General features: G+C 48.5%; 11 protein-coding genes. 6 read left to right on the top strand and 5 right to left on the bottom strand.

What is annotated here, in order from left to right; translation table 11 throughout:
* Positions 1 to 7 precede the first annotated feature (7 nt).
* From LEPBO_RS0103675 to LEPBO_RS0103665, 3 genes are all read right to left on the bottom strand, one after another.
* Positions 8 to 2,212 (bottom strand): TonB-dependent siderophore receptor, encoded by a 2,205-nt coding sequence (locus tag LEPBO_RS0103675; protein ID WP_017286184.1) that lies wholly within the window; start codon positions 2,210 to 2,212, stop codon positions 8 to 10.
* A 128-nt stretch (positions 2,213 to 2,340) separates the two neighbouring features.
* Positions 2,341 to 3,348, bottom strand: a complete 1,008-nt coding sequence (locus LEPBO_RS0103670) for an AraC family transcriptional regulator (protein ID WP_017286183.1) — start codon at positions 3,346 to 3,348, stop codon at positions 2,341 to 2,343.
* A 126-nt stretch (positions 3,349 to 3,474) separates the two neighbouring features.
* Positions 3,475 to 5,268 (bottom strand): ABC transporter ATP-binding protein, encoded by a 1,794-nt coding sequence (locus LEPBO_RS0103665; RefSeq protein WP_017286182.1) that lies wholly within the window; start codon positions 5,266 to 5,268, stop codon positions 3,475 to 3,477.
* 91 nt (positions 5,269 to 5,359) lie between these two features.
* On the opposite strand from LEPBO_RS0103665, the gene LEPBO_RS0103660 reads away from it, so the two are divergent.
* Positions 5,360 to 5,776: a DUF1636 family protein gene (locus tag LEPBO_RS0103660; protein WP_017286181.1), complete on the top strand. Its 417-nt coding sequence runs from the start codon at positions 5,360 to 5,362 to the stop codon at positions 5,774 to 5,776.
* A 134-nt stretch (positions 5,777 to 5,910) separates the two neighbouring features.
* Positions 5,911 to 6,948 carry an iron-siderophore ABC transporter substrate-binding protein gene (locus tag LEPBO_RS36060; protein ID WP_225903956.1) on the top strand — a complete coding sequence of 346 codons (1,038 nt, stop codon included), beginning with the start codon at positions 5,911 to 5,913 and terminating at the stop codon, positions 6,946 to 6,948.
* 10 nt (positions 6,949 to 6,958) lie between these two features.
* On the opposite strand, the gene LEPBO_RS0103645 is transcribed toward LEPBO_RS36060, so the two are convergent.
* Complete coding sequence (locus LEPBO_RS0103645) at positions 6,959 to 7,987, bottom strand: FecCD family ABC transporter permease (RefSeq protein WP_017286178.1); 1,029 nt, start codon at positions 7,985 to 7,987, stop codon at positions 6,959 to 6,961.
* Complete coding sequence (locus tag LEPBO_RS0103640) at positions 7,984 to 9,003, bottom strand: FecCD family ABC transporter permease (RefSeq protein ID WP_017286177.1); 1,020 nt, start codon at positions 9,001 to 9,003, stop codon at positions 7,984 to 7,986. The genes LEPBO_RS0103645 and LEPBO_RS0103640 overlap by 4 nt, the downstream gene beginning before the upstream one ends.
* 459 nt (positions 9,004 to 9,462) lie before the next feature.
* Here LEPBO_RS0103640 and LEPBO_RS0103630 point away from each other — a divergent pair, with 459 nt between their 5' ends.
* From LEPBO_RS0103630 to LEPBO_RS0103615, 4 genes are read left to right on the top strand one after another with little or no spacing between them, the layout of a single operon-like run.
* Positions 9,463 to 10,464: a hypothetical protein gene (locus LEPBO_RS0103630; protein ID WP_017286175.1), complete on the top strand. Its 1,002-nt coding sequence runs from the start codon at positions 9,463 to 9,465 to the stop codon at positions 10,462 to 10,464.
* Positions 10,465 to 10,510: 46 nt separating this feature from the next.
* Positions 10,511 to 12,601, top strand: a complete 2,091-nt coding sequence (locus LEPBO_RS0103625) for a hypothetical protein (RefSeq protein ID WP_017286174.1) — start codon at positions 10,511 to 10,513, stop codon at positions 12,599 to 12,601.
* A 38-nt stretch (positions 12,602 to 12,639) separates the two neighbouring features.
* Positions 12,640 to 16,029 carry a DUF6603 domain-containing protein gene (locus LEPBO_RS36055; protein ID WP_017286173.1) on the top strand — a complete coding sequence of 1,130 codons (3,390 nt, stop codon included), beginning with the start codon at positions 12,640 to 12,642 and terminating at the stop codon, positions 16,027 to 16,029.
* Positions 16,026 to 19,412: a hypothetical protein gene (locus LEPBO_RS0103615; protein ID WP_017286172.1), complete on the top strand. Its 3,387-nt coding sequence runs from the start codon at positions 16,026 to 16,028 to the stop codon at positions 19,410 to 19,412. The genes LEPBO_RS36055 and LEPBO_RS0103615 overlap by 4 nt, the downstream gene beginning before the upstream one ends.
* The last annotated feature ends 46 nt before the right edge of the window (positions 19,413 to 19,458 follow it).

The following is a 19,458-nucleotide window of genomic DNA, read 5'->3' as shown; positions in this document are numbered from 1 at the left end:
AATTCTCCTAGAATACAACAGACAATGAGCCTGTGACTGTGAACGGCTCGCCAACATACACACCTAGACGACTCTCATCTGAACCTGTGAAGTATTTTGTGTTGAACAGGTTGCGGAAGTTAATTGCCGCACGCCATTTATCTTGGTTGTAGAAGATAGCAGCATCTGTGCGAACATAGCTTGGAATTTCGTAAGTATTCGACAAATCACCAAAGCGATCGCCCACAAAATTCATCCCAAAACCAACCCCTAATCCCTTCAAACTGCCGCGCTGAAGTTCATAGGTCGTCCATAAATTCGCTGCATTTCTGGGCGTATTGTCCAAGCGTTTATCCTGGAAGCCTGACTCGTCCTCGCTCACAAACGCATTAGTATGCGCGTAGGAAGCAATCACCTTCCAGCCTGGGACAATCTCCCCAACTAGGTCAAATTCAATTCCTCGGCTGCGCTGTTCCCCAGTCTGTAGCTGGTCGTTCGGATCGCTAGAGGTGGGATCATCGGTAGTCACATTTTTTTTACGCAAATCATAAAATGCTAAGGTCGCTGTCAAATTACGAGCTAAATCAGCTTTGATGCCAGCTTCTAACTGTTGACCTATTTCCGGTTTAAATGGAGAGCCGTCTCCATTGCGATTTGTTCCAGAGTTTGCTTTGAATGCAGTCGTGTAAGAGGCATAAAGTGAAATCGCTGGAACCGGTTGATAGACGATCCCAAATCGAGGACTCAATCGACTGTCACGCTGCTCAAACTCTTGTCTTGGTTCTCCAAAGCCTTCGGTACTTCGGTTTTGAGTGTAGCTATCATAGCGCCCACCGATGAGCAGTTTCAAATTAGAAGCAAGTTCAACTTGATCTTGGACATAAATTCCTAGTTTGTTGATTGTGTCATCGCGGAAGAAGTTATAAAGTTCCTCTTTGGGATATTCCACACCATCGTAAGTGGGATCAAAAATATTGATTGTGCGGTAAGGATCACCGATCGCGAATTTTGGTTTATCCCTCTGTCGTCCGTAGTCTACGCCAACAAGCAGTTGATGATTGACTGAACCTGTCGAAAACCTAGCAATCAAATCCGTCTGAGTCGTGATTGTCTGATATTCCCCTGCAGCAAAATAGGTTGCAAGTTCTAGATCACCCGTTGCTTCATCGAATGAATTGCGGAGCGGAAAATAGCGCTCTGGATTGACCCATTGAGCACGAAATGCGTTTCTTAAAGTCAATTGTTCATTAAACTGGTGGGTCAGCAGGTAGCCAACACTAAAATCATTGACACTAAACTCCTGAAAAGGTTCGCCCAGAAATCGACTGCGTGGTAAATCTGTGATCCCAGTCCCGATTGCTAAAAAGCCATCATCCGCAGTGCGACGTTCATTCCGATAGGTTGCGTTCAGCGTTAGCGTTGTGTTTTTCCCGAATGCTAACTGTACGACAGGAGAGAGAAACGCCCCTTCACTCGACACAAAATCACGGAAGCTTCCTGCATCTTTGTAATAGCCATTGAATCGGTAAAGAGCTGTTTTGTCTGAGTTTAGCGCACCCGAAAAATCAGCCCCAACTCGAACAGCGCGATAGCTCCCTGCTGATCCCTCTAGCGAATAGTAGGGATTGCGGAGGGGTTGCTTGGAAACGAGATTGATGATTCCGCCCGGTTCTGCTTCTCCAAACAAGATTGAAGCCGGACCTTTCAACACTTCGACGCGCTCTAAATCAGCCGTTTCTAAAGCACCAAAGGTAAAGTATCGAATTCCATCTCGAAAGTAATTACCATCAAAAGCCGAAACTCTAAATCCTCGAATCTTTAAACTATTTTCAAACCCCTGATAAAGCCCTAAATTATTGACCCCACTCACGTTTTGAACTGCATTTCCTAAAGAGTTGCTCGTTGCATTTAACCCCTGATCTCTCAGGATTTCTTGCGGAATGACCTGAATCGATTGCGGAATATCGCGAATCGGGGTGTCTGTTTTAGTCGCAGTTGACGCATTCGGAGCGCGATAGCCGCTCGGCTGCTGATCTCCTGTAATCACGATTTCTTCTTCTAGCTCTTGTTCAGACTCTGGTTGCTGTGCTTGAATCTGTGATCGCCATTCCTGAACTGTAGTGGCAGGTTGCTGCCATTCCGATAACGTTTTAACCTCTGGCTCGACTGCAATTCCAGGAGTTGCGAGTAGAACTATACTTCCAGCCAAAAGAATTGATCGATAGTTTGCCATAACTCTGCCACCACACAATATTGATAGCTATTAACTAAGAACTATTCTCAACAGCATATCGGACGATCGGGGTTGTTTTGTAACCCTGATGAATGGTGAACGGAGTTTTTTTGAATGGTGGACGGAGTTTAGCTAGCACTGCATCGGTTCATGATGGATTGCCGATAGTCTCTAGGATTTACGCCAAACTTTTTGCGAAACGCGATCGCGAAATGGCTGCGATTGCTCAGTCCAACTGCTTTTGCTGCTTCTGTAATACTGAGATCGCCTGACTCTAGTAACTGGCGAGATCGCTCCATTCGATAGTCTTGCAAATAGCCAAAGACTGTCGTCCCAAACACCTGTCGAAAACCGACTTTCAGCTTACAGTCATTGATCCCAACTAGCCGAGCTAACTCAATCAGCGAGGGCGGATTCTCTAATCGAGCAATGAGCAGTTCTTTGGCATAGTGAATTTGCTCAATGTCGGCTGATTTTAACAACTTAGTCTCGCGCTCTGGACTAATCTCGACTGTCTGAGCAAGGTGCAACGCAATGAGTTCCCACACCTTGCCTTCTAAATACATCTGCTGAGTCAATCCCTGAAACGGACACTGCAAAATCTGCTGAAGGGTAGACTGCATCGCGGCTGTCGTCCGGCTGATTTGGCTGTAGTAAGGTTGTTCGATCGGTCGCAACCAATTTCTAATTTCGTCTGGAGTCTGCTTGGGCAGTCCCGACATCCGCTGGCAAAAAACAGAAGGATCAATGTGAATAATCACCTTCAGATTGCGTTGCTTTGCTTGAATATCTAGCACTTCACCTGGAGCCATGCCACTTCCACAAAAGAGGTACTGTCCTGCATTCGCACAGTCTGAATTCGATGCTGCGGTTCCAATCAGCGTATAGTTGAGTTCTAAAGGATGCTCGCGATCGCAAGTGATGATTCTCAAGTCTTCGTGGAAGCAGTCTTCTGCGATCGCGAGTTCAACGCCATCGCGAACCTGAATTTCTCGATAATATCCCTCTCCAACAGCACTACAGTACTGCCAAGTCCGATCTATCTCTCGCGATTGAGACGCTTCTAAGTCATCAGTCTGGGAGATTTCAGGACAGATAAGTTCCCAATAGTCTTGCTGTGAAAGGGTAACAGTCATAAGCTGCAATTCGCGATCGCAAAATTTGAAGGCATCTTACCACAAATGCAATTTATTCTCAATTGCTATTCTAGAACTTGAGCGGCTTCCCGGAGGCCAGATGAATTGTCATTGTGCTTGCCTAATTTAGAGGGGCTTGGTATAGGCTGAGGGCAAATCTGCAAAGGTTCCCTCTAATTCGATCCTGCTCTCGTGGAGTAAAATAATGCGATCGGCACGTTCCATCACTGAGCGGCGATGAGATACAACCAGAATAGTAGGGTTCCACGTTGGTGAACTGAGCTGAAATAGCTTTGACCAAAGTTTTTGTTCCGTTTCTACATCTAGAGCACTGGATAGATCATCAAAGACAAGTAACTCAGGTTGCCGAATCAGCATTCGCGCCGCAGCAACGCGCTGAATCTGTCCCCCAGACAGCCGCATTCCTCTAGAGCCAATTTGGGTATCGAGTCCATCGGGCATCATTGCTAAATCTCGATCGAACATCGCAAGCGCGATCGCGGCTAACACTTCTGTATCATCTTTCTGTAGCCCCAGCAAAATATTCTCTCGTAAGCTGGTGCTAAAGAGTTGCGGCACTTGGGAGGTGTAAGCACTGCGAGGCGGGACAAAAAACTGAGCCGGATCAGAGATCGTCTGACCATTCCACAAAATCTCCCCTGATTGCATCGGTAACAATCCCAATAGCACCTGCAATAGCGTTGTCTTGCCCGACCCAATCGATCCCGTGATCACTGTAAAACTGCCGCGTTGAAGCTCCAAAGAGATGTTAGTAATACCCACCTTGCTATTCGGATAGTGATAGCTCAAATTAATCGCTCGTAGTGCTTCTAAGCGATCGCAGGTTTCGTCCTGACGAGGAACAGGTAACTGAGATTTTCGTCCGGTCAGCGTTGGCAGGTAGAGAGGATGAGGCTCGACGAGCGTCTGAGCCTCTGCATTGACTAAAGCTTGCATCCGTTCAAACGACACTTCGCTTTGTTTTGAGAGCGCCACAAATCCGCCTAAAAACCCTAGAAAATAAGTGACGTAGGCTAAGTAGTAGACAAATAGCGCAAAGTCCCCAACGCTGAGTGTTTGGCTACTCCGCATCGATTGGGCAGCAAAGAATAAAATCGCACCTGTGCCTAAACTAATGAGATTATCAAAACTAGAATCTAAGATCGCCGTAAGCAGTTGATCTTTGACGATCGATTGTCGGCGCTGATCGCAGAGTTGCCGAAAGTGAGCCAACACACTTTTTTCGGCTCCAGCTACCTGAATCGCTTGCACTGCGGTAAACATTTCACCAACCATGCCTGTTACTTGTTGGGTTGCCTGACGACTCGCGCGGCGGTAGCGTTTAATGCGATCGCTGACCCGATGTAGAATCACAGCAATCAACACCAAAGGCAGAAAGACAAATAGCGTAATGGTTGCATTCACACTTAAGAGCAACAGCAAGGCACCGATCGCAAAAACTCCTTCCCCTAAAACCTCATTCGTGCCCACCACATTATCTTCAATCTGGCTAGCATCCTCCCGAAAGAAGCTCATCACTTCCCCAGGTGAAATCGTTTCCGCCCGAGCCATCGTTAAACTCTCAGCACCCGGATGTTCTAGCAATTTCCTGAGAAGATTGTGCTGGATCAGACTGTTCATCGTGAAGCGATGTTGTGTTTTGGTGATGCGTCCGAGAATGATCGCAACAATTTGCGCAACCCCGATCGCTAAAAATAGCGCAATCCAACCTTGAGCAGAAAACACCGAAGGAGATTGCTGGGTGAGTTGATTAAAAAACTCTCGAATGACGAGTCCCGGCAGCACGGGGAGTCCTGCAATGCAGAGCCAGAGCAAAGTGTCAGTCCAGTACAGCCTTGGAGCATAGCGGATCAGTTTCCAGAGGAGCAACCCAATAGATGCGCGACGAAGTGTTGTCATGAATTTCCTCCTCTTGACGATCGTTCCACTTTAAATGAGAATAAGTTGCATCAATTTCAGCTTGTTGCTGCGAAGTCTATTGCCAAAGTTTATGACAAAACATACTCTCTTTGTGTGCAAATCCTGCCATCGTTCTGAAGAAGAACTTGCAGAAGATCAAGCTTGTGATGGCAAAATCTTGCTAGATACTTTGACAAATTTAGCAGCTCAACAGTTCGCGCCAGAAGACCTGGAAATCAAATCCGTTGGGTGTTTGTGGGCTTGTAGTCGCGGTTGCGTTACTGCTTTTGCTCATCCGGAAAAACAAACTTACTTACTCATCGATCTACCACCCGACGAAGAATATGCTTCCGCATTACTCCAGTTCACTCAGATGTATATCAGCAATCGCAAAGGTGCATTCATCTGGGATAAACTCCCAGAGCAGTTAGAATCTGCGATGTTTGCCTGTATTCCTGCTCTATCGGCAACCGAGCAAAATGCAGATGAAGAGGATGACTTGAGCTAATTGCACAAGCAGAGGACTACGATCGCTGGCTAGGAGAAACTGCTTGCAACGCATCATCACGACCAGAGAACTTCACAGTGCTCCAACCATCGCCCTGTTCATCGTGCCAAAAACGTTTCATCAGGATTTACAAATTGAGTGTTTTGAGTCAACAGCAGACGATGAAATTCGATCGCTGGGTTCGCTCCCTACTGCTCTTTGCCCTCACCGCTTTGCTCACATGGGGCTGTAGCAGAACTATTCTCACCACCCTGCCTCTCACATTGCCCTCAATCCATTGCCAACCGACAGCACCAAGTACAGACTGCGATCGACCTCGCAAAATTGCTGTACTTAGTCCCTATGGATTAGATCTGCTGTTGTCTCTGGGAGAACAGCCTGCTGCCTATGCAGGCGTTTCTGCAAGTCGGCGGCCGTTCAATCATCCCATTGAGCAAGTTCCTTATCTCGGTCGGTATGTGACGACTCAGCCAATCAATTTGGGCGATCGTGCTTCTCCTGCTCTAGAAGCACTCGCTTTACTCAAGCCAGATCTGATTGTGGGTGAAACGTGGCAAGGAAGCCAAGGAAGAGCCAAATTGTTTTCTCAAATTGCACCGACTCTCTTGCTCGATGATCAACAAGGAGGTTGGCAGGCAAGCCTTCAACAACTTGCAAGCATTCTCGATCGCTCCAATATGATTCCGCAAATCATGGCTGCCCGAAACGAGCGAATCACCCAAGCTCGCCAGAAATTAGCTGAGATTGCCAATGCTCATCCCCGTGTATTACTCTTAAGTTCTGGTGATCTAACAAGTAACTTTTATGCGTTTGGGCAAGAGCGCAGCATCTATTCCGATTTGCTAGAAACATTGGGATTTAAGATAGTTCGCTTAGATGAATCGTTGCTAGCAACAAAAGATGCATTTCAGCTTCCTGCTGAAGTATTACCGCAGCTAGACCCTGATATTCTGATTGTTCTAGGATGGAATAAAAATGATGTGGACAATCGCCCCTTAAACTGGCGACAGCTTCAACAACAATGGAACCAAATTCCACTGTTAAAAGCAATGCCGATCTCCCAATCTGGGCGAGTCTATTTTATGGATGCCCACTTAACAATGCTGCGGGGTTCCCTTGCAGAAGCACAGATTCTCAATGACTTGCTTCAACAGTTAGCACCGAATTCTTGACAATCTCAGGTTATTTCTTGCGATCGCGAATCAGCAGATAGAGGAAAAAGGGCGCACCGATCGCGGCTGTCACGACTCCACAGGGAAGCTCGATCGGGGCGAACAGTGTTCTCCCCACAAAATCAGCCAACACCACTAACACCCCCCCAAGCAGTGCAGAAATTGGAAGTAATTCTTCATGTCGATTGCCGACAATCTGCCGTCCTACATGAGGAGCAATCAACCCCACAAATCCGATTGTTCCCGCAGTTGCCACTGATGCCCCCGCTAATCCCACCGCTACAATGACAAGTAAACCCCGCTGCCATTCAACTCGACTGCCTAATCCTTTCGCAATGTCTTCTCCTAAGTTCAACACATTGAGATGTCTTGCTAATCCAAATGCCGCTGGAACAAATACAATGATCCAAGGCAAGAGTGAAAAAACTTGCTCCCAAGTGCGACCGTAGACACTTCCGGCAAGCCACACTAAAGCTTGACTAACATCGTAAATCGAGCCAAAGGTGATGAGTAAACTGGTGAAGGCACTGGCGATCGCAGACAGTCCAATTCCCATCAAAATCAATAAAATCGGCGAACTTCCTTTGTTCCAAGCCAGCCCATAGATCAATGCTGCCATCACTGCCGCACCTACAAATGCAGAGAATGGGAGCGCGTAGATCGGCGCATCTGGAAACAAGACAATCACCGAAACAGCGGCTAGACTTGCCCCAGTATTGATTCCAATCATGCTAGGGTCAGCGAGTGGATTACGGGTTAAGCCTTGAAAAATAGCACCTGAAAGAGCAAGCGCCACCCCAACCATGAAAGCAACCAGCGTTCGAGGTAAGCGCAAAGTGTGAATCACAAACGCATGATCCGGGTTGCCTGTATCAATACCAAACAAGGTTCTTACAATGTCGAATCCTGCGATCGGGTATTCTCCTTGCCCGACATTGAGGATAATCGCTGCAAATCCAATGACAGCAAGCAGAAGCCCGATTGCAGGCACTCGTCGATCGAGGCGAAAAGATAGTACGGGAGAACGCCACTCATTCATTTTTTCACCTTCGTTTTTGCGAGATAGACAAAAAATGGTGCGCCTACAATAGCAGTCATCACACCCACCGGAAGCTCTTGAGGCTTCAGTAATACTCGTGCTGCAATATCCGAGACTAATAGCAGAATCGCACCGAGTACGGCTGAGTAAGGCAAAATCCAGCGATAATCTGTTTTGATAAAGAATCGAACCATGTGAGGTACAACTAAGCCAACAAAGCCAATTGGACCTGCGATCGCAACTGAACTTCCAGCCAAGAGAACAATGCTTATTGCGGTCAATCCTTTAATCCAAAGCGTCTGTTGACCCAAGCTCGTTGCGACTTCCTCTCCTAAACTAATTGTTGTGATCTGCCGACCCAGTAAGAATGCAATCAGCAATCCAGCACCTAAGAATGGCAAGACCTGTAAAAACAGGTCAAAATCCCGTCCTGCGAGTGATCCTGCTAGCCAAAATCGAATCTCTTCAAACGTGCGCTGACTCACAATCAAAATGGCAGTCGTGATGGAAGAGATCAAGGCAGACAACGCGGCTCCAGCGACCGTCAAATTTAAAGGAGTTGCACCGCCGCGTCCCAAGGTTCCTAACAGATAAACAAGTATCGCCGCGATCGCGGCTCCTAAAAATGCTACCCCCGCATAAACCGTTAACGATGAGCTACCAAACAGAAACAAACTCATCACAACCGCTAAAGCACCGCCTGCTTCAATCCCCAGGATTCCGGTTTCGGCGAGTGGGTTGCGGGTTAGACCTTGCATCAATGCACCGGAGACCGCCAGAGCAGCACCGACCGAGAGCGCAATCAGCGATCGTGGCAATCGCACCGTCTGGATTACCAGATGATCAAAGGAGTTATCAAAGGTCGTGAACGATGCCAAAATCGTCGGCAGTGGAATGTCTCTTGCACCCAGTGTGACGCTGTAAATCAAAACAATGAGCAGAACAATTGAGCCTAAACCGAGTCCCAATAACAGCGAAATGGGGGATTTAGAAGCTTTAGGGAGAGTAGCAGTCATCGTAAAAGAGGACTCTTAATGCGAATAAATCCTAATTGTATCTGGTTATGGGCAAAAAGCAAGGGCGCTTAGAGTCTCAATTTTGCAATTCTAGAGATGTTGAATTCATGACATTAAGAGAGAAATCCATTCTCTTGGAATGGACTACTTCCAGAACGCCAAATTGGATGATAAATCGACTGGACTTACGCATACTTCCAGTCATCACAGGATTACAGAACAGGCGGTAGCAATGAGTGAAGATGACATTGTTAAGGCGATCGCACTTTGTCTCATTTTAGGATTCTGCTTGATGATCATGTCACAAGTTGCTTGATGGTACGGCAGATCCAGAATAGTCAGCCCTAATATGTAAAAAATAACATTAAAGTTCTCAGTCAGTGTGTTGATTAGTGTTATAAGAGACTCATTCTACAGGGATGAGTTTTTCAATACAGCACGTCTGATAGGGTTTCTAGCATGACTGTTCGTAAGACTGAAAGCCGCTTGCCCACTAACTTTCAAGCAAGTGATTTAGGGGAGTCCGCTGTCGCGATCGATGGACGATCCGTTCTTGTATCATTTGTGACTGCGCCCTTAGCTGTCGATCGGGAGAACAGGTATATTGTCTTGGTCACTGATGCAGGGCTAGCCAGTGCAGTGCAATCCTTTGAATGGAGCTTTATCGAAAACGGAGGCACGCCTCAAACTCAAACTACCACGATCGGTGAAGTCAACTATCGCCCACAGACTGTCGGAACGCTAGTTGTGACAGTCCGATTGCTCGGCGCAGGCAATACAGAGCAAGGCAGTTTGAGCTTAAATCAGACCGTCATTGTCTTGAATGCTGAACTCGAAACCCTGATTGCAGAAGCACAGAATCAGCCTGGAGCAGGTGCATCGAATCCAGAGGTGTTGCGGGAATTAATTAATGATTTAAGTCCTTACTATCAGGCAGTAACTTTAACAACCTCTGAAAGCGGGGAGGGCTTTGAGAAGTTCGTCTTTAGCTTAGTTCATGATGGCGCGTTGCAGCGTCCAAGCTTAGCGCGACAACAGCAGTTAAATCAGTTAGCTGCTGCTTTGAATGGAACTGGGGATTTTGTAACGCTAGCAGCGTCGGGAGTTGGAGTGTGTGGGATTCGCTTAGCCCTCTTAGCAATGGTCTTACCTCAAACACCGGGAGGCTCGACTCCGATCTTACCCTGGACAGAGTTGCCTGACGTGCCGAATCAACGGGTGCTAGCAGATGAGCAATTACGGCAAGCATTAGCAAACTTAGAAGAAAATCGGCGGATTGATTTGTTTAACTTGGCTCGGTTTCCCAAGAGCAATATCATGCTTTGTGGTCGGATTTTGGAGACATTGCGCGATCGCTATTTTAGCGGCACAAACTTCAACGACGTTCTAACGGGTCTGTCTGGAACCCGTGCCCACTGGATCACGCGCCACTACCGAGAAGGACCACTCGTGAGATCCTGATAACTTCACCATCTGACGCAGTTCGACACAATGAGTAGCAGAATGTATGTGCAAGACTACAACAGGAACACAAACGGCAACCCAAGATCGATATCGCACGATCGAACGAGGTAGCTCTCCAGGCGGATCGGGCGGCAGTAGTCCACCCGATCCAGAAGCCAGTGCGCCCGCTCCCCTCTTTGGTATGCCTGACTATGTTCCTCAGTACACCTTCATTGCTCAAGCTTCGCCCCAAGACAATGGGTTTATCGAACTGGCGAATCGCTACCATGAAAACGCCGGACTCGCACCTAAAACCGTTACTTCGATCGAACATCTCTTAGATTTGTTGAATAATCCCAGTGAAACGGGAACGGGAATCATTAACCGGATCAGAATTGTGTCCCATATCTTTGTAGATAGCCAAAATCTGATCCAGCCCACGAATCTGCTGATTCCATTTGTAGAGAATGGAACTCGGCTCTCTCTAAAACGTCATTTTGAGGGATTTGCTCGCAATCGGATTGCTGCGCTAAAAGCCATGATGAGCTTTGAGGTAGCAGTCCCTCTTGTTGAGACGACTTACTATATTCATCGAGGAGCAGTTGCTCCGATTCTCAATCATTTAAGGTCGAGTCAGGCAACGATTATCAATCAAATCCCGACTGATGCCTCCGGAGAACCGAGCGGAGATTTTCTGGACTTTATCAAGATTGCAGCGAGTCAATGGGCACTGCAACAAAATGTCCTGAACAACGCAGCAGCAGTTACAGCCGCAAATAATGGCTATGACGTGTTACTCGCAGATGTGACGAGTCGATTGCAGAACAATCCTCTGAACCAAGGTCAGTTAACGACCTTAAAAACTGCGATCGTGGGATTAGGCAATAGTGTGACTCTGAATTCTGCTCTACCTGCCCGACCTGCTGACTACGCGACGAATGTGACCGCAACCTTAGTATCGACGAATGGAAATGCCTTTCAGACCAAGCTGATTCAAGCGAGGCAGCGGTTTAATCGCAATAGCAAAATCGATATTCGCGGCTGTCAGGTCGGTCGAGATCAAGATTTTTTACGGGCAATTCAACAGTTTTTTGGCACAAGTGGCACTGTTCGACCGACTGTCTCAGGGCCGCGCTGGTTTCAACATTTTAATGAAATTGGTCACATTACCGGACTCACGAACAATGCCGGAGTCGTCGGACTCTACAACTCAGGGTTTTCGCCTTACAGCGCAACACAAGTTCGTCAACAGTTTGAAAATTGGGCAACTGCATTTGGCATTACACAAGCTCATCTGACATTTTGGCAAACGACTCTAGCATTAGGAGCATTAGCGTTCTGTCGTTTACAGTGGCAAGCTAATATCCCTGAAGCTCGAATTCCCATCCATCGCCTCAATCGAATTCGGTCTGCTGGATTTACAGATGTATTTGCTGCGATCGCGAATGTCTTGTTATTCAACACGAATCTGCCGAGTACTGCGCAGATCAGTGCGATGAATGCTCTGTTACCGAATCTTGCAGCTTGGATCAGCCAACTCGATACAGCGATTCCTGGTACGGCGACTCCGGCTCAACTCGCAACGCGATTCACGGAATTCAAGACGATCTATGAAGCAGTCGATCGGCGCTTTGGCAGTGGTGGTGGAGTCAGTGCAGCCCAACGAGTGATTCCGGCGACTGCGCCATCTCCGTTGACGGTAGCAATACTCAGTGGCTATCAAACCCAGTTAAAGACCTTTATTGATAGCAACACAAATTCTAAGTTCCAACCTGTACAGCGCTATCTCACAACTGCGATCGCTCAAGTTCAGGGCAATCCAGCCAAGATGCGGTATTACTTGGGGCTGGGATTACCCTTTCTGCTGTATAACCCTGCGGCAACGAATGCGAATCACAATCTCTTAATTGCCTTAACCGATACATCTGGTGCAGCGGCAAATCGACGACAGAATGACGCGATTAAATATTGGATTCGCGCTCAATGGCAAGGCAATATTCCAAGCGGCTTAGGGGCAACGGCAACCTTTGCCCAGTCTCGTCACACCCCTTGGCTTGTCGAAAATCGACAGGCGACGACCGGACTCTCAACTCCGCCTTTTGTGGTTAGCCCTACGCCCGAATATCACGACAAGATTGTTATTGTTCCTGCCTAAAAGATTGCTCCCATGATTGTTTGAAAGTGAGAACTGAGATGCCCCAACAGGATGCCCTGCAATCGATTCTGACCGAGACCAGTTTAGCGATCGCGCCCCTGCGCTCAATCCGAACGCCAGACCAAGCGATCGCGTTTTTTCGGCAACTCGGATTTGAACTTCCAGCCGGGGCGGGAGGCAGTTCACTCACCGCATTAGCGACTCAGGCGGGAGAATTGGTCGAGGCAATTCGACAGTTACTCTCTGCGAGTGGAGAAGGAGCAGTCGCTAGTGCGATCGCGACTGTTTTTGCCAGACTCGGGACGACTGTTGATGCGATCGCTCAGTTCAAAAATCAGGTGCAATCATCAGGGGGGGCATCGATTCCTAATATTGATGATTTGCCTCGGCGGCTGACAGATTTTTTGCTCTTAGACTATCTGATGCAGCAGAAGACGCAAGTCCATGAGGCACTGTTATTGTTGGGGCTAATTGAGCATGAACCAACGCCTGCTGCTGGACAAACCATGCGGCGGATTAACTGGGATAGGCTGGGAACGTTTTTTACTGACCCCATTCAGATCGCGAATGCAGTCTACGCTTGGGAGAGCGACTTTGATTCAGATAAGTTTTTAGCTCGGTTGGAGCGATTGATGCGATCGGCATCGCTACCGGGAGGACGATACACTCAATCTGATACCACGCGAACAGTGTTGGGCAATAGTTCAACAACCTTGCAGGATTTGCGGTTTCCACTGTTGCAGAAAGGATTTACAGCAGAGACATACAGCCAGTTTGGAATTACGATCGCACCCGTGCAGGCGCAGGCAGGGAAGCCAAAAGGCGTGGCACTGTTACCCTATTTACTCGGAGGAGCAGCGTTTGAGTTTGGGGTGTGCGATCGCGGTGAATTAGTGTTTGAGTCTACAGCCGATATCCAGGGCGTGGGATTGATTGTTCGTCCGCCGCTGAGTGTTGAAGGGATTCTCAATCTGGTTGGAGCTTTTCGCGCCGCCGTTACGATTCGAGAGAAGACGAGTCGTGCAGATGAAATCGTTTTAATCGGTTCGCCGGGAGGCACGCGATTAGCAGTACAAGGATTAGGGGTGTCTTGGTTTGCTCAGAATCCTCGTGGAGAGTTGGATTTGGGCATGGCAGCCGAGATTGGTGCTTTGCGATTGGTGGTGGCTGGAGGCGAAGGAGATGGATTTCTCCAGCAGATTTTGTCGAGCTTGAATGTGCAGGCGGAAGCGAGTCTAGCACTGGGCATCACGTTACTTTCAGGGTTTACCTTCCAGGGAGGCGCGAAACTCGCTCTAGAATTAGCCGTGCATTTGGATCTCGGTTTCTTGCAGATTCAGGGATTACGTTTGGCATTAGAACCAGCAGCCGATCGCTTTAAGGTGGAAGCGGGAGCAGTACTGAAGCTCAGCTTGGGACCCTTGCAGGCAGTGGTTGAGAATATTGGGGTGCAGGCGGCGCTGGTGTTCCGGCAAGGGAATTTAGGATCGACGGATTTAGCGATCGACTTTAAGCCTCCCAATGGTGTCGGATTGTCCGTTGATGCTGGCGTGGTGAAGGGTGGCGGATATTTGTTCTTTGACTTCGATCGAGAGGAATACGCTGGCGCATTGGAATTAGTGTTTAGTGGATTTCTGACGCTAAAGGCGATCGGACTAATCACGACTAAGATGCCTGACGGCTCAAAGGGATTCTCGCTCTTGATTATCATCACAGCGGAATTTGGGACAGGATTACAACTGGGCTTTGGCTTTACGTTGCTCGGGGTCGGTGGATTGTTGGGACTCAATCGCACGATGCAGTTGCAGCCGCTCGTCGAAGGTGTTCGGACTGGAGCACTGAATAGCATTTTGTTCCCGCGAGATGTGATTGCCAATGCACCGCGTATTCTCAGTGACTTACGAACGTTTTTCCCACCACAGCAAGGCAAGTTTTTGATTGGACCGATGGCGAAGCTCGGTTGGGGAACGCCGACGCTGATTTCTCTGTCCTTGGGCATCATTATCGAGATTCCGGGCAACATTGCGATTTTGGGGGTGTTGCGAGTCGCACTGCCGACGGAAGAAGCCGCGTTGCTGGTGTTGCAGGTTAGTTTTATTGGTGCGATCGAGTTTGATAAAAAGCGGATTTACTTCTTTGCCACTCTGTTTGAGTCGCGGATTCTGTTCCTGACGCTTGAAGGGGAAATGGGGCTACTCGTCGCCTATGGCGATGATCCCAACTTTGTCGTCAGTGTGGGCGGGTTCCATCCTCGGTTTAATCCACCCCCCTTGCCGTTCCCCAGTCCGAATCGGATCTCGGTCAATATCTTAAACGAATCGAATGCCCGGATTCGGGTGATGAACTATTTCGCAGTGACCAGCAACACGGTGCAGTTTGGGGCGCGTGCGGAATTGTTCTTCGGCTTTAGTGCCTTTAGCATAGAAGGTCACATTGGCTATGATGCGCTGATTCAGTTTTCACCTTTTTACTTCATTATCGAAATCTCGGCTTCGGTATCGCTGAAGGTATTTGGGGCGGGCGTATTCACGATTCGATTGCAGTTTTCTCTCGAAGGTCCAACGCCTTGGCGAGCTAGAGGAACGGGCTATCTCTCGATTCTGTTCTTTGAGATCTCGGCAGACTTTGATATTACCTGGGGTGAGAAAAAGGATACAACGCTGCCCCCTGTGCCTGCGATGCCGATTCTCAAGGCAGAGTTTGAAAAACTGCAAAATTGGCGCGCGATCTTACCGCCCGAAAACAATTTGTTCGTTTCTCTCCGCAAGCTCGATCCGTCTGTAGAACTCGTTTTACATCCAGTCGGTATGCTTCGGATTAGCCAGAAAGCAGTGCCGTTGGATATCGCGATCGATAAAGTCGGCACTCAAAAAGTGAGCGATGCGAAACGCTTCTCGGTTGAAGTTGCAAGCGGGGGATTAGCAAAGACGGCAGATGTCACAGAGCAATTTGCGATCGCACAATTCCAAAATCTAGACGATGCAAGTAAACTGTCTCGCCGCGCCTACGATCCACTGACGGGCGGACTCGATCTCTCTGCTCCTGGAAAAGCACTGCGCTCTAGTAAACTGGTTCGACGACGAGTGCGCTACGAAGAAATCATCATTGATAGTAACTACAAACGATTCATCCGCCGCTTCCGGATTTTTAACGGAGTGTTGTTTATACATTTCCTCGGCAGCAATAGCATCAGCCAATCCGTACTATCAAAGGCTTACCGTACCAAACTACAGCCTTTTAAGGAAAAAGTTGCTGTTCGAGAAGAAGCGTTTGTTGTGGCATTTCAAGCGAACAATCAAGCCTTTCAAAGTACGGCTCAATTCAACAGTCAGACCCAAGCACTGGCTTATCTGCAACGGCAGGTCAACCAAAACCCTGATTTATACGATCGCTTACATGTGATTCCGCAGCACGAGGTGAACCGATGAGTGATGCCCTTTCTACCTATTCCTTTTTGCCCTGGTTACGGCAGGGTATTGCAAACAATATCCAGTCGGGCAGTTCCAAACTGCGAGCAGAAATCCCCGTGCAGTTGACCCTCAAAGGCGAAGGGATTAGTCCATCCCCTTTGAGTGATTCTATTAACAAGTCGATTCAAGTTTATGGGCCTGGGGATGTCGTCGGAATTGAGAAACGAGCGATCGTTAAAGTCGAACCACGTCACTGGATTACGAATTTTGAGCCGAACTATCTGCCTTATATTGAGTTCTACGACGAAGATTTTCCCTGGCGCTACACTCCAGCGGCTCCTGATCTTGCCAAACATCGCCTCACGCCCTGGATCATGCTTGTTGTGTTGACAGAATCAGAATTTGAATCGGGGAAGAACATTCAAAATCGACCGCTCTCTTACATTGAGATTGCTCAAGCAGAGACAGTCCTTCCTCGGTTTGATCAACTCTGGGCGTGGGCGCATGTTCATGTCAATCGAGATCTAGGAGCGACGGGTGAAGGAATGTCATCGACCCAAACCGATGCCTTCTTAGCCAAGTTACAAACGGCGCTCAATGAGAATCCAGACTTTGGCTATTCGCGGATTCTCTGCCCACGCAAGCTTGCTGCGAATACGGCATATCATGCCTTCTTGATGCCCGTCTTTGAGTCCGGTCGGCTTGCAGGGCTAGGGCTAGATCCAGCAAAAACACCTTCAGTCACAGCCTTTGCCGGAGCAAACTATAGCGGGCGGCTCGATCCCACCGCTTACCCGTACTATCATCGCTGGTATTTTCAGACGGGGAGTCAGGGAGATTTTGAATACTTAGTTCGGCTCTTGCAGCCGAAACCTGTGGATAAAAGCGTTGGTCGGCGAGACTTAGATGTGCAGAGACCCGGTGTGAACCTCCCCGGAATTCTCGATTTAGATGGCATTCTCAAACTCGGTGGAGCGTTACGAGTGCCCTTGGAGAGTTTGAACCCCGAAGAACAAGGAGAAGTGTTGACCTATGAAAACTGGGCACAGCCTTATCCTCACCCGTTTCAGTCGGCGTTAGCTTCTTTGATTAACTTGGCGGATGACTATACTGTTCAATCCGCGCTGGATGCAAATCAACAGTTGCCCGTCCCTCCCACAACTCCGATCGAGCTAGAGCCATCGTCTGAACCTGTGCTGGAGACGGAAACAGATGCCGATCCGCTGATTACCCCACCCATCTACGGTCGCTGGCACGCGCTGACTCAACGATTGTTGAGCGATCGAGCATCAAACCCGCTCCCGAACTCAGAGAACTGGGTGCATGAGTTAAACCTCGATCCGCGTCATCGAGTCGCGGCTGGCTTTGGAACAGATGTTGTGCGAACCAATCAAGAAGACTACATGAATGCTGCTTGGGAGCAAGTCGGCGATGTGCTAGAAGCAAACCGACGGATTCGCTGGGCGCAATTAGCAAAAGAAGTATCTTGGGTCTGGTATGACCGACATTTGCGCCCTTGGCGACAGGTGAGTTTGAACTCTGTGCTTGTGTTTACAGCCCCGTTGCATCGTCGAGTCGTCGATCCAGAGCAAGGCTTGACGGTTCATCACCAGTTGCAGACAAGTCGAGTCGTGCCTGCACTGATGTCAACGCCAATGAGAAGAGTGTTGCGATCGCGCGGTCGGATCATGAAATCACTGCCTTTCTCTGGAACGATTCAACCGACAACATTGCTCGATCGTGTAAACACAGGAGAAGTTAGCTCTGCTCCACCCAAACAAACGCCTGGTGGAGTTCTCACAGTCGATGAAGTCGCGGACATTGTTGAACCGGATGATATTCCAACCCCGATCAAAGATTTGCTGCGTCGCTTTCCTTGGTTGCCTTTGGTGGTGCTCTTGTTGCTCTTGTTGCTCGCAATCCTCGTCTTGGGGCTGAGTGGACCTTTAGTGCTGGTTGCTGCGATCGCGTTTGGGGTGCTGTTCCGGTACTACGATCGCTTACAACGCTGGGCGCAAGGAGTCCAACAGTCAGTTGCGATTCGCGAAGTGGATCAAACCCCTGCCTCAGTTGATGAGATTCCCCGCAGTCCTAATTTTGAAATCGCAGAACCCGGATCAGAGATTCGACCAAAACTCGGTGATACAGATAGCCCAGAAGCCATCACATTTAAAGCCGCACTCAAAGACAGTTACGAACTGATCGAAGCCAGTCGCGAAGTCGGTCAAACGCCCTACCGAGGATCGGTTAATTTGCCGAACTTAGGAACCACGACTTTCGAGAAAATTAATCCCGAAGTTACGATTCCACGCCGTATAGAATCCACAATCTTCTTTCCAGAACGGCTCAAAGATCTCCTACCGCAACTCGCTGAAACCTTTATCGAGGCAATGGCATATCCGGAGATCGATTTGCCCATGTACAAACCTTTAGTCAGCATTTCCTCAGAACTGTTCTTGCCCAACATCAACAAAATTGAACAAAATAGTATCACGCTGCTCGAAACCAACCAAAAGTTTATCGAAGCTTACATGGTGGGACTGAACCATGAGTTTGCTCGCGAACTCTTGTGGCGAGAATATCCCACCGATCAGCGCGGGAGCTATTTCCGTCAGTTTTGGGATGTGAGTAGTTTCTTGAATCCTGGCAATCTCAATGATGCAGCACTCAAAGAAAAGCTCCGTGACATTCCTCCATTACACCGTTGGTCACAGGCTTCTAAATTGGGCGATCACGATCACCGAGAAGCTCAGGGTGACAAGGAAGAAGAGGTTGTCCTAGTAATTCGGGGCGAACTCCTCAAGAAATATCCTACGGCTGTGATCTATGCTCACAAAGCAGAATGGGCGTTGAAAGACGATGGCACGATCGATCTCACCAAAGAACGTCGCCTTGTTTCTCTTAGCGATGCCGAACTTGCCAATCCACCCCGCACTAAGGTGAAAACGCCGCTATACCAGGCACAAGTATCGCCTGATATTTATTTCTTTGGCTTTGACCTTACGGCTCTAGAGGCGCGAGGGGGTTCGGGAACTGAGCCGGGCGATCAGAACAAAGCAGGCTGGTTTTTTGTGATCAAAGAGCGACCTGGAGAACCACGCTTTGGTCTAGACATTGACCATTCTGGCGCGCCCAATGTTTGGAATCTCTGGAATGACCTCGCCTGGGAAGATGTGCAACCCGCTCCTCCTGGCTCATTTCTGGAGATTAACCGTAGTTTTACGCTGACGGCTCCTAACCCCGGTGCAGATGCCGAAGGAGCTGCCCGACTCACTCAGCACAATGAAGATCGCGACATTCGATGGGATATAGATACGAATGCTGCCGATCTGGCTTACATCCTCTATCAAGTTCCGGTTTTAGTTGCAGTTCATGCAGCAGAAATGTTGTCAGCCCCTTAACTGTGAACCCATTCAACCCTTCAGAATCGTCTCTTTTAACAATCAC

This window comes from Leptolyngbya boryana PCC 6306 (assembly GCF_000353285.1).
GTDB classification, from domain to species: Bacteria; Cyanobacteriota; Cyanobacteriia; order Leptolyngbyales; family Leptolyngbyaceae; genus Leptolyngbya; species Leptolyngbya boryana.
This window is presented reverse-complemented; position numbering and strand designations above follow the sequence as displayed.

What these genes read in the sequence shown, in the direction of transcription:
- LEPBO_RS0103640 (WP_017286177.1), bottom strand. Translation starts at nt 9,003, where the DNA reads ATGACTGCTACTCTCCCTAAAGCTTCTAAATCCCCCATTTCGCTGTTA.
- LEPBO_RS0103660 (WP_017286181.1), top strand. Translation starts at nt 5,360, where the DNA reads ATGACAAAACATACTCTCTTTGTGTGCAAATCCTGCCATCGTTCTGAA.
- LEPBO_RS0103615 (WP_017286172.1), top strand. Translation starts at nt 16,026, where the DNA reads ATGAGTGATGCCCTTTCTACCTATTCCTTTTTGCCCTGGTTACGGCAG.
- LEPBO_RS0103665 (WP_017286182.1), bottom strand. Translation starts at nt 5,268, where the DNA reads ATGACAACACTTCGTCGCGCATCTATTGGGTTGCTCCTCTGGAAACTG.
- LEPBO_RS0103625 (WP_017286174.1), top strand. Translation starts at nt 10,511, where the DNA reads ATGTGCAAGACTACAACAGGAACACAAACGGCAACCCAAGATCGATAT.
- LEPBO_RS0103670 (WP_017286183.1), bottom strand. Translation starts at nt 3,348, where the DNA reads ATGACTGTTACCCTTTCACAGCAAGACTATTGGGAACTTATCTGTCCT.
- LEPBO_RS36055 (WP_017286173.1), top strand. Translation starts at nt 12,640, where the DNA reads ATGCCCCAACAGGATGCCCTGCAATCGATTCTGACCGAGACCAGTTTA.
- LEPBO_RS0103675 (WP_017286184.1), bottom strand. Translation starts at nt 2,212, where the DNA reads ATGGCAAACTATCGATCAATTCTTTTGGCTGGAAGTATAGTTCTACTC.
- LEPBO_RS0103645 (WP_017286178.1), bottom strand. Translation starts at nt 7,987, where the DNA reads ATGAATGAGTGGCGTTCTCCCGTACTATCTTTTCGCCTCGATCGACGA.
- LEPBO_RS0103630 (WP_017286175.1), top strand. Translation starts at nt 9,463, where the DNA reads ATGACTGTTCGTAAGACTGAAAGCCGCTTGCCCACTAACTTTCAAGCA.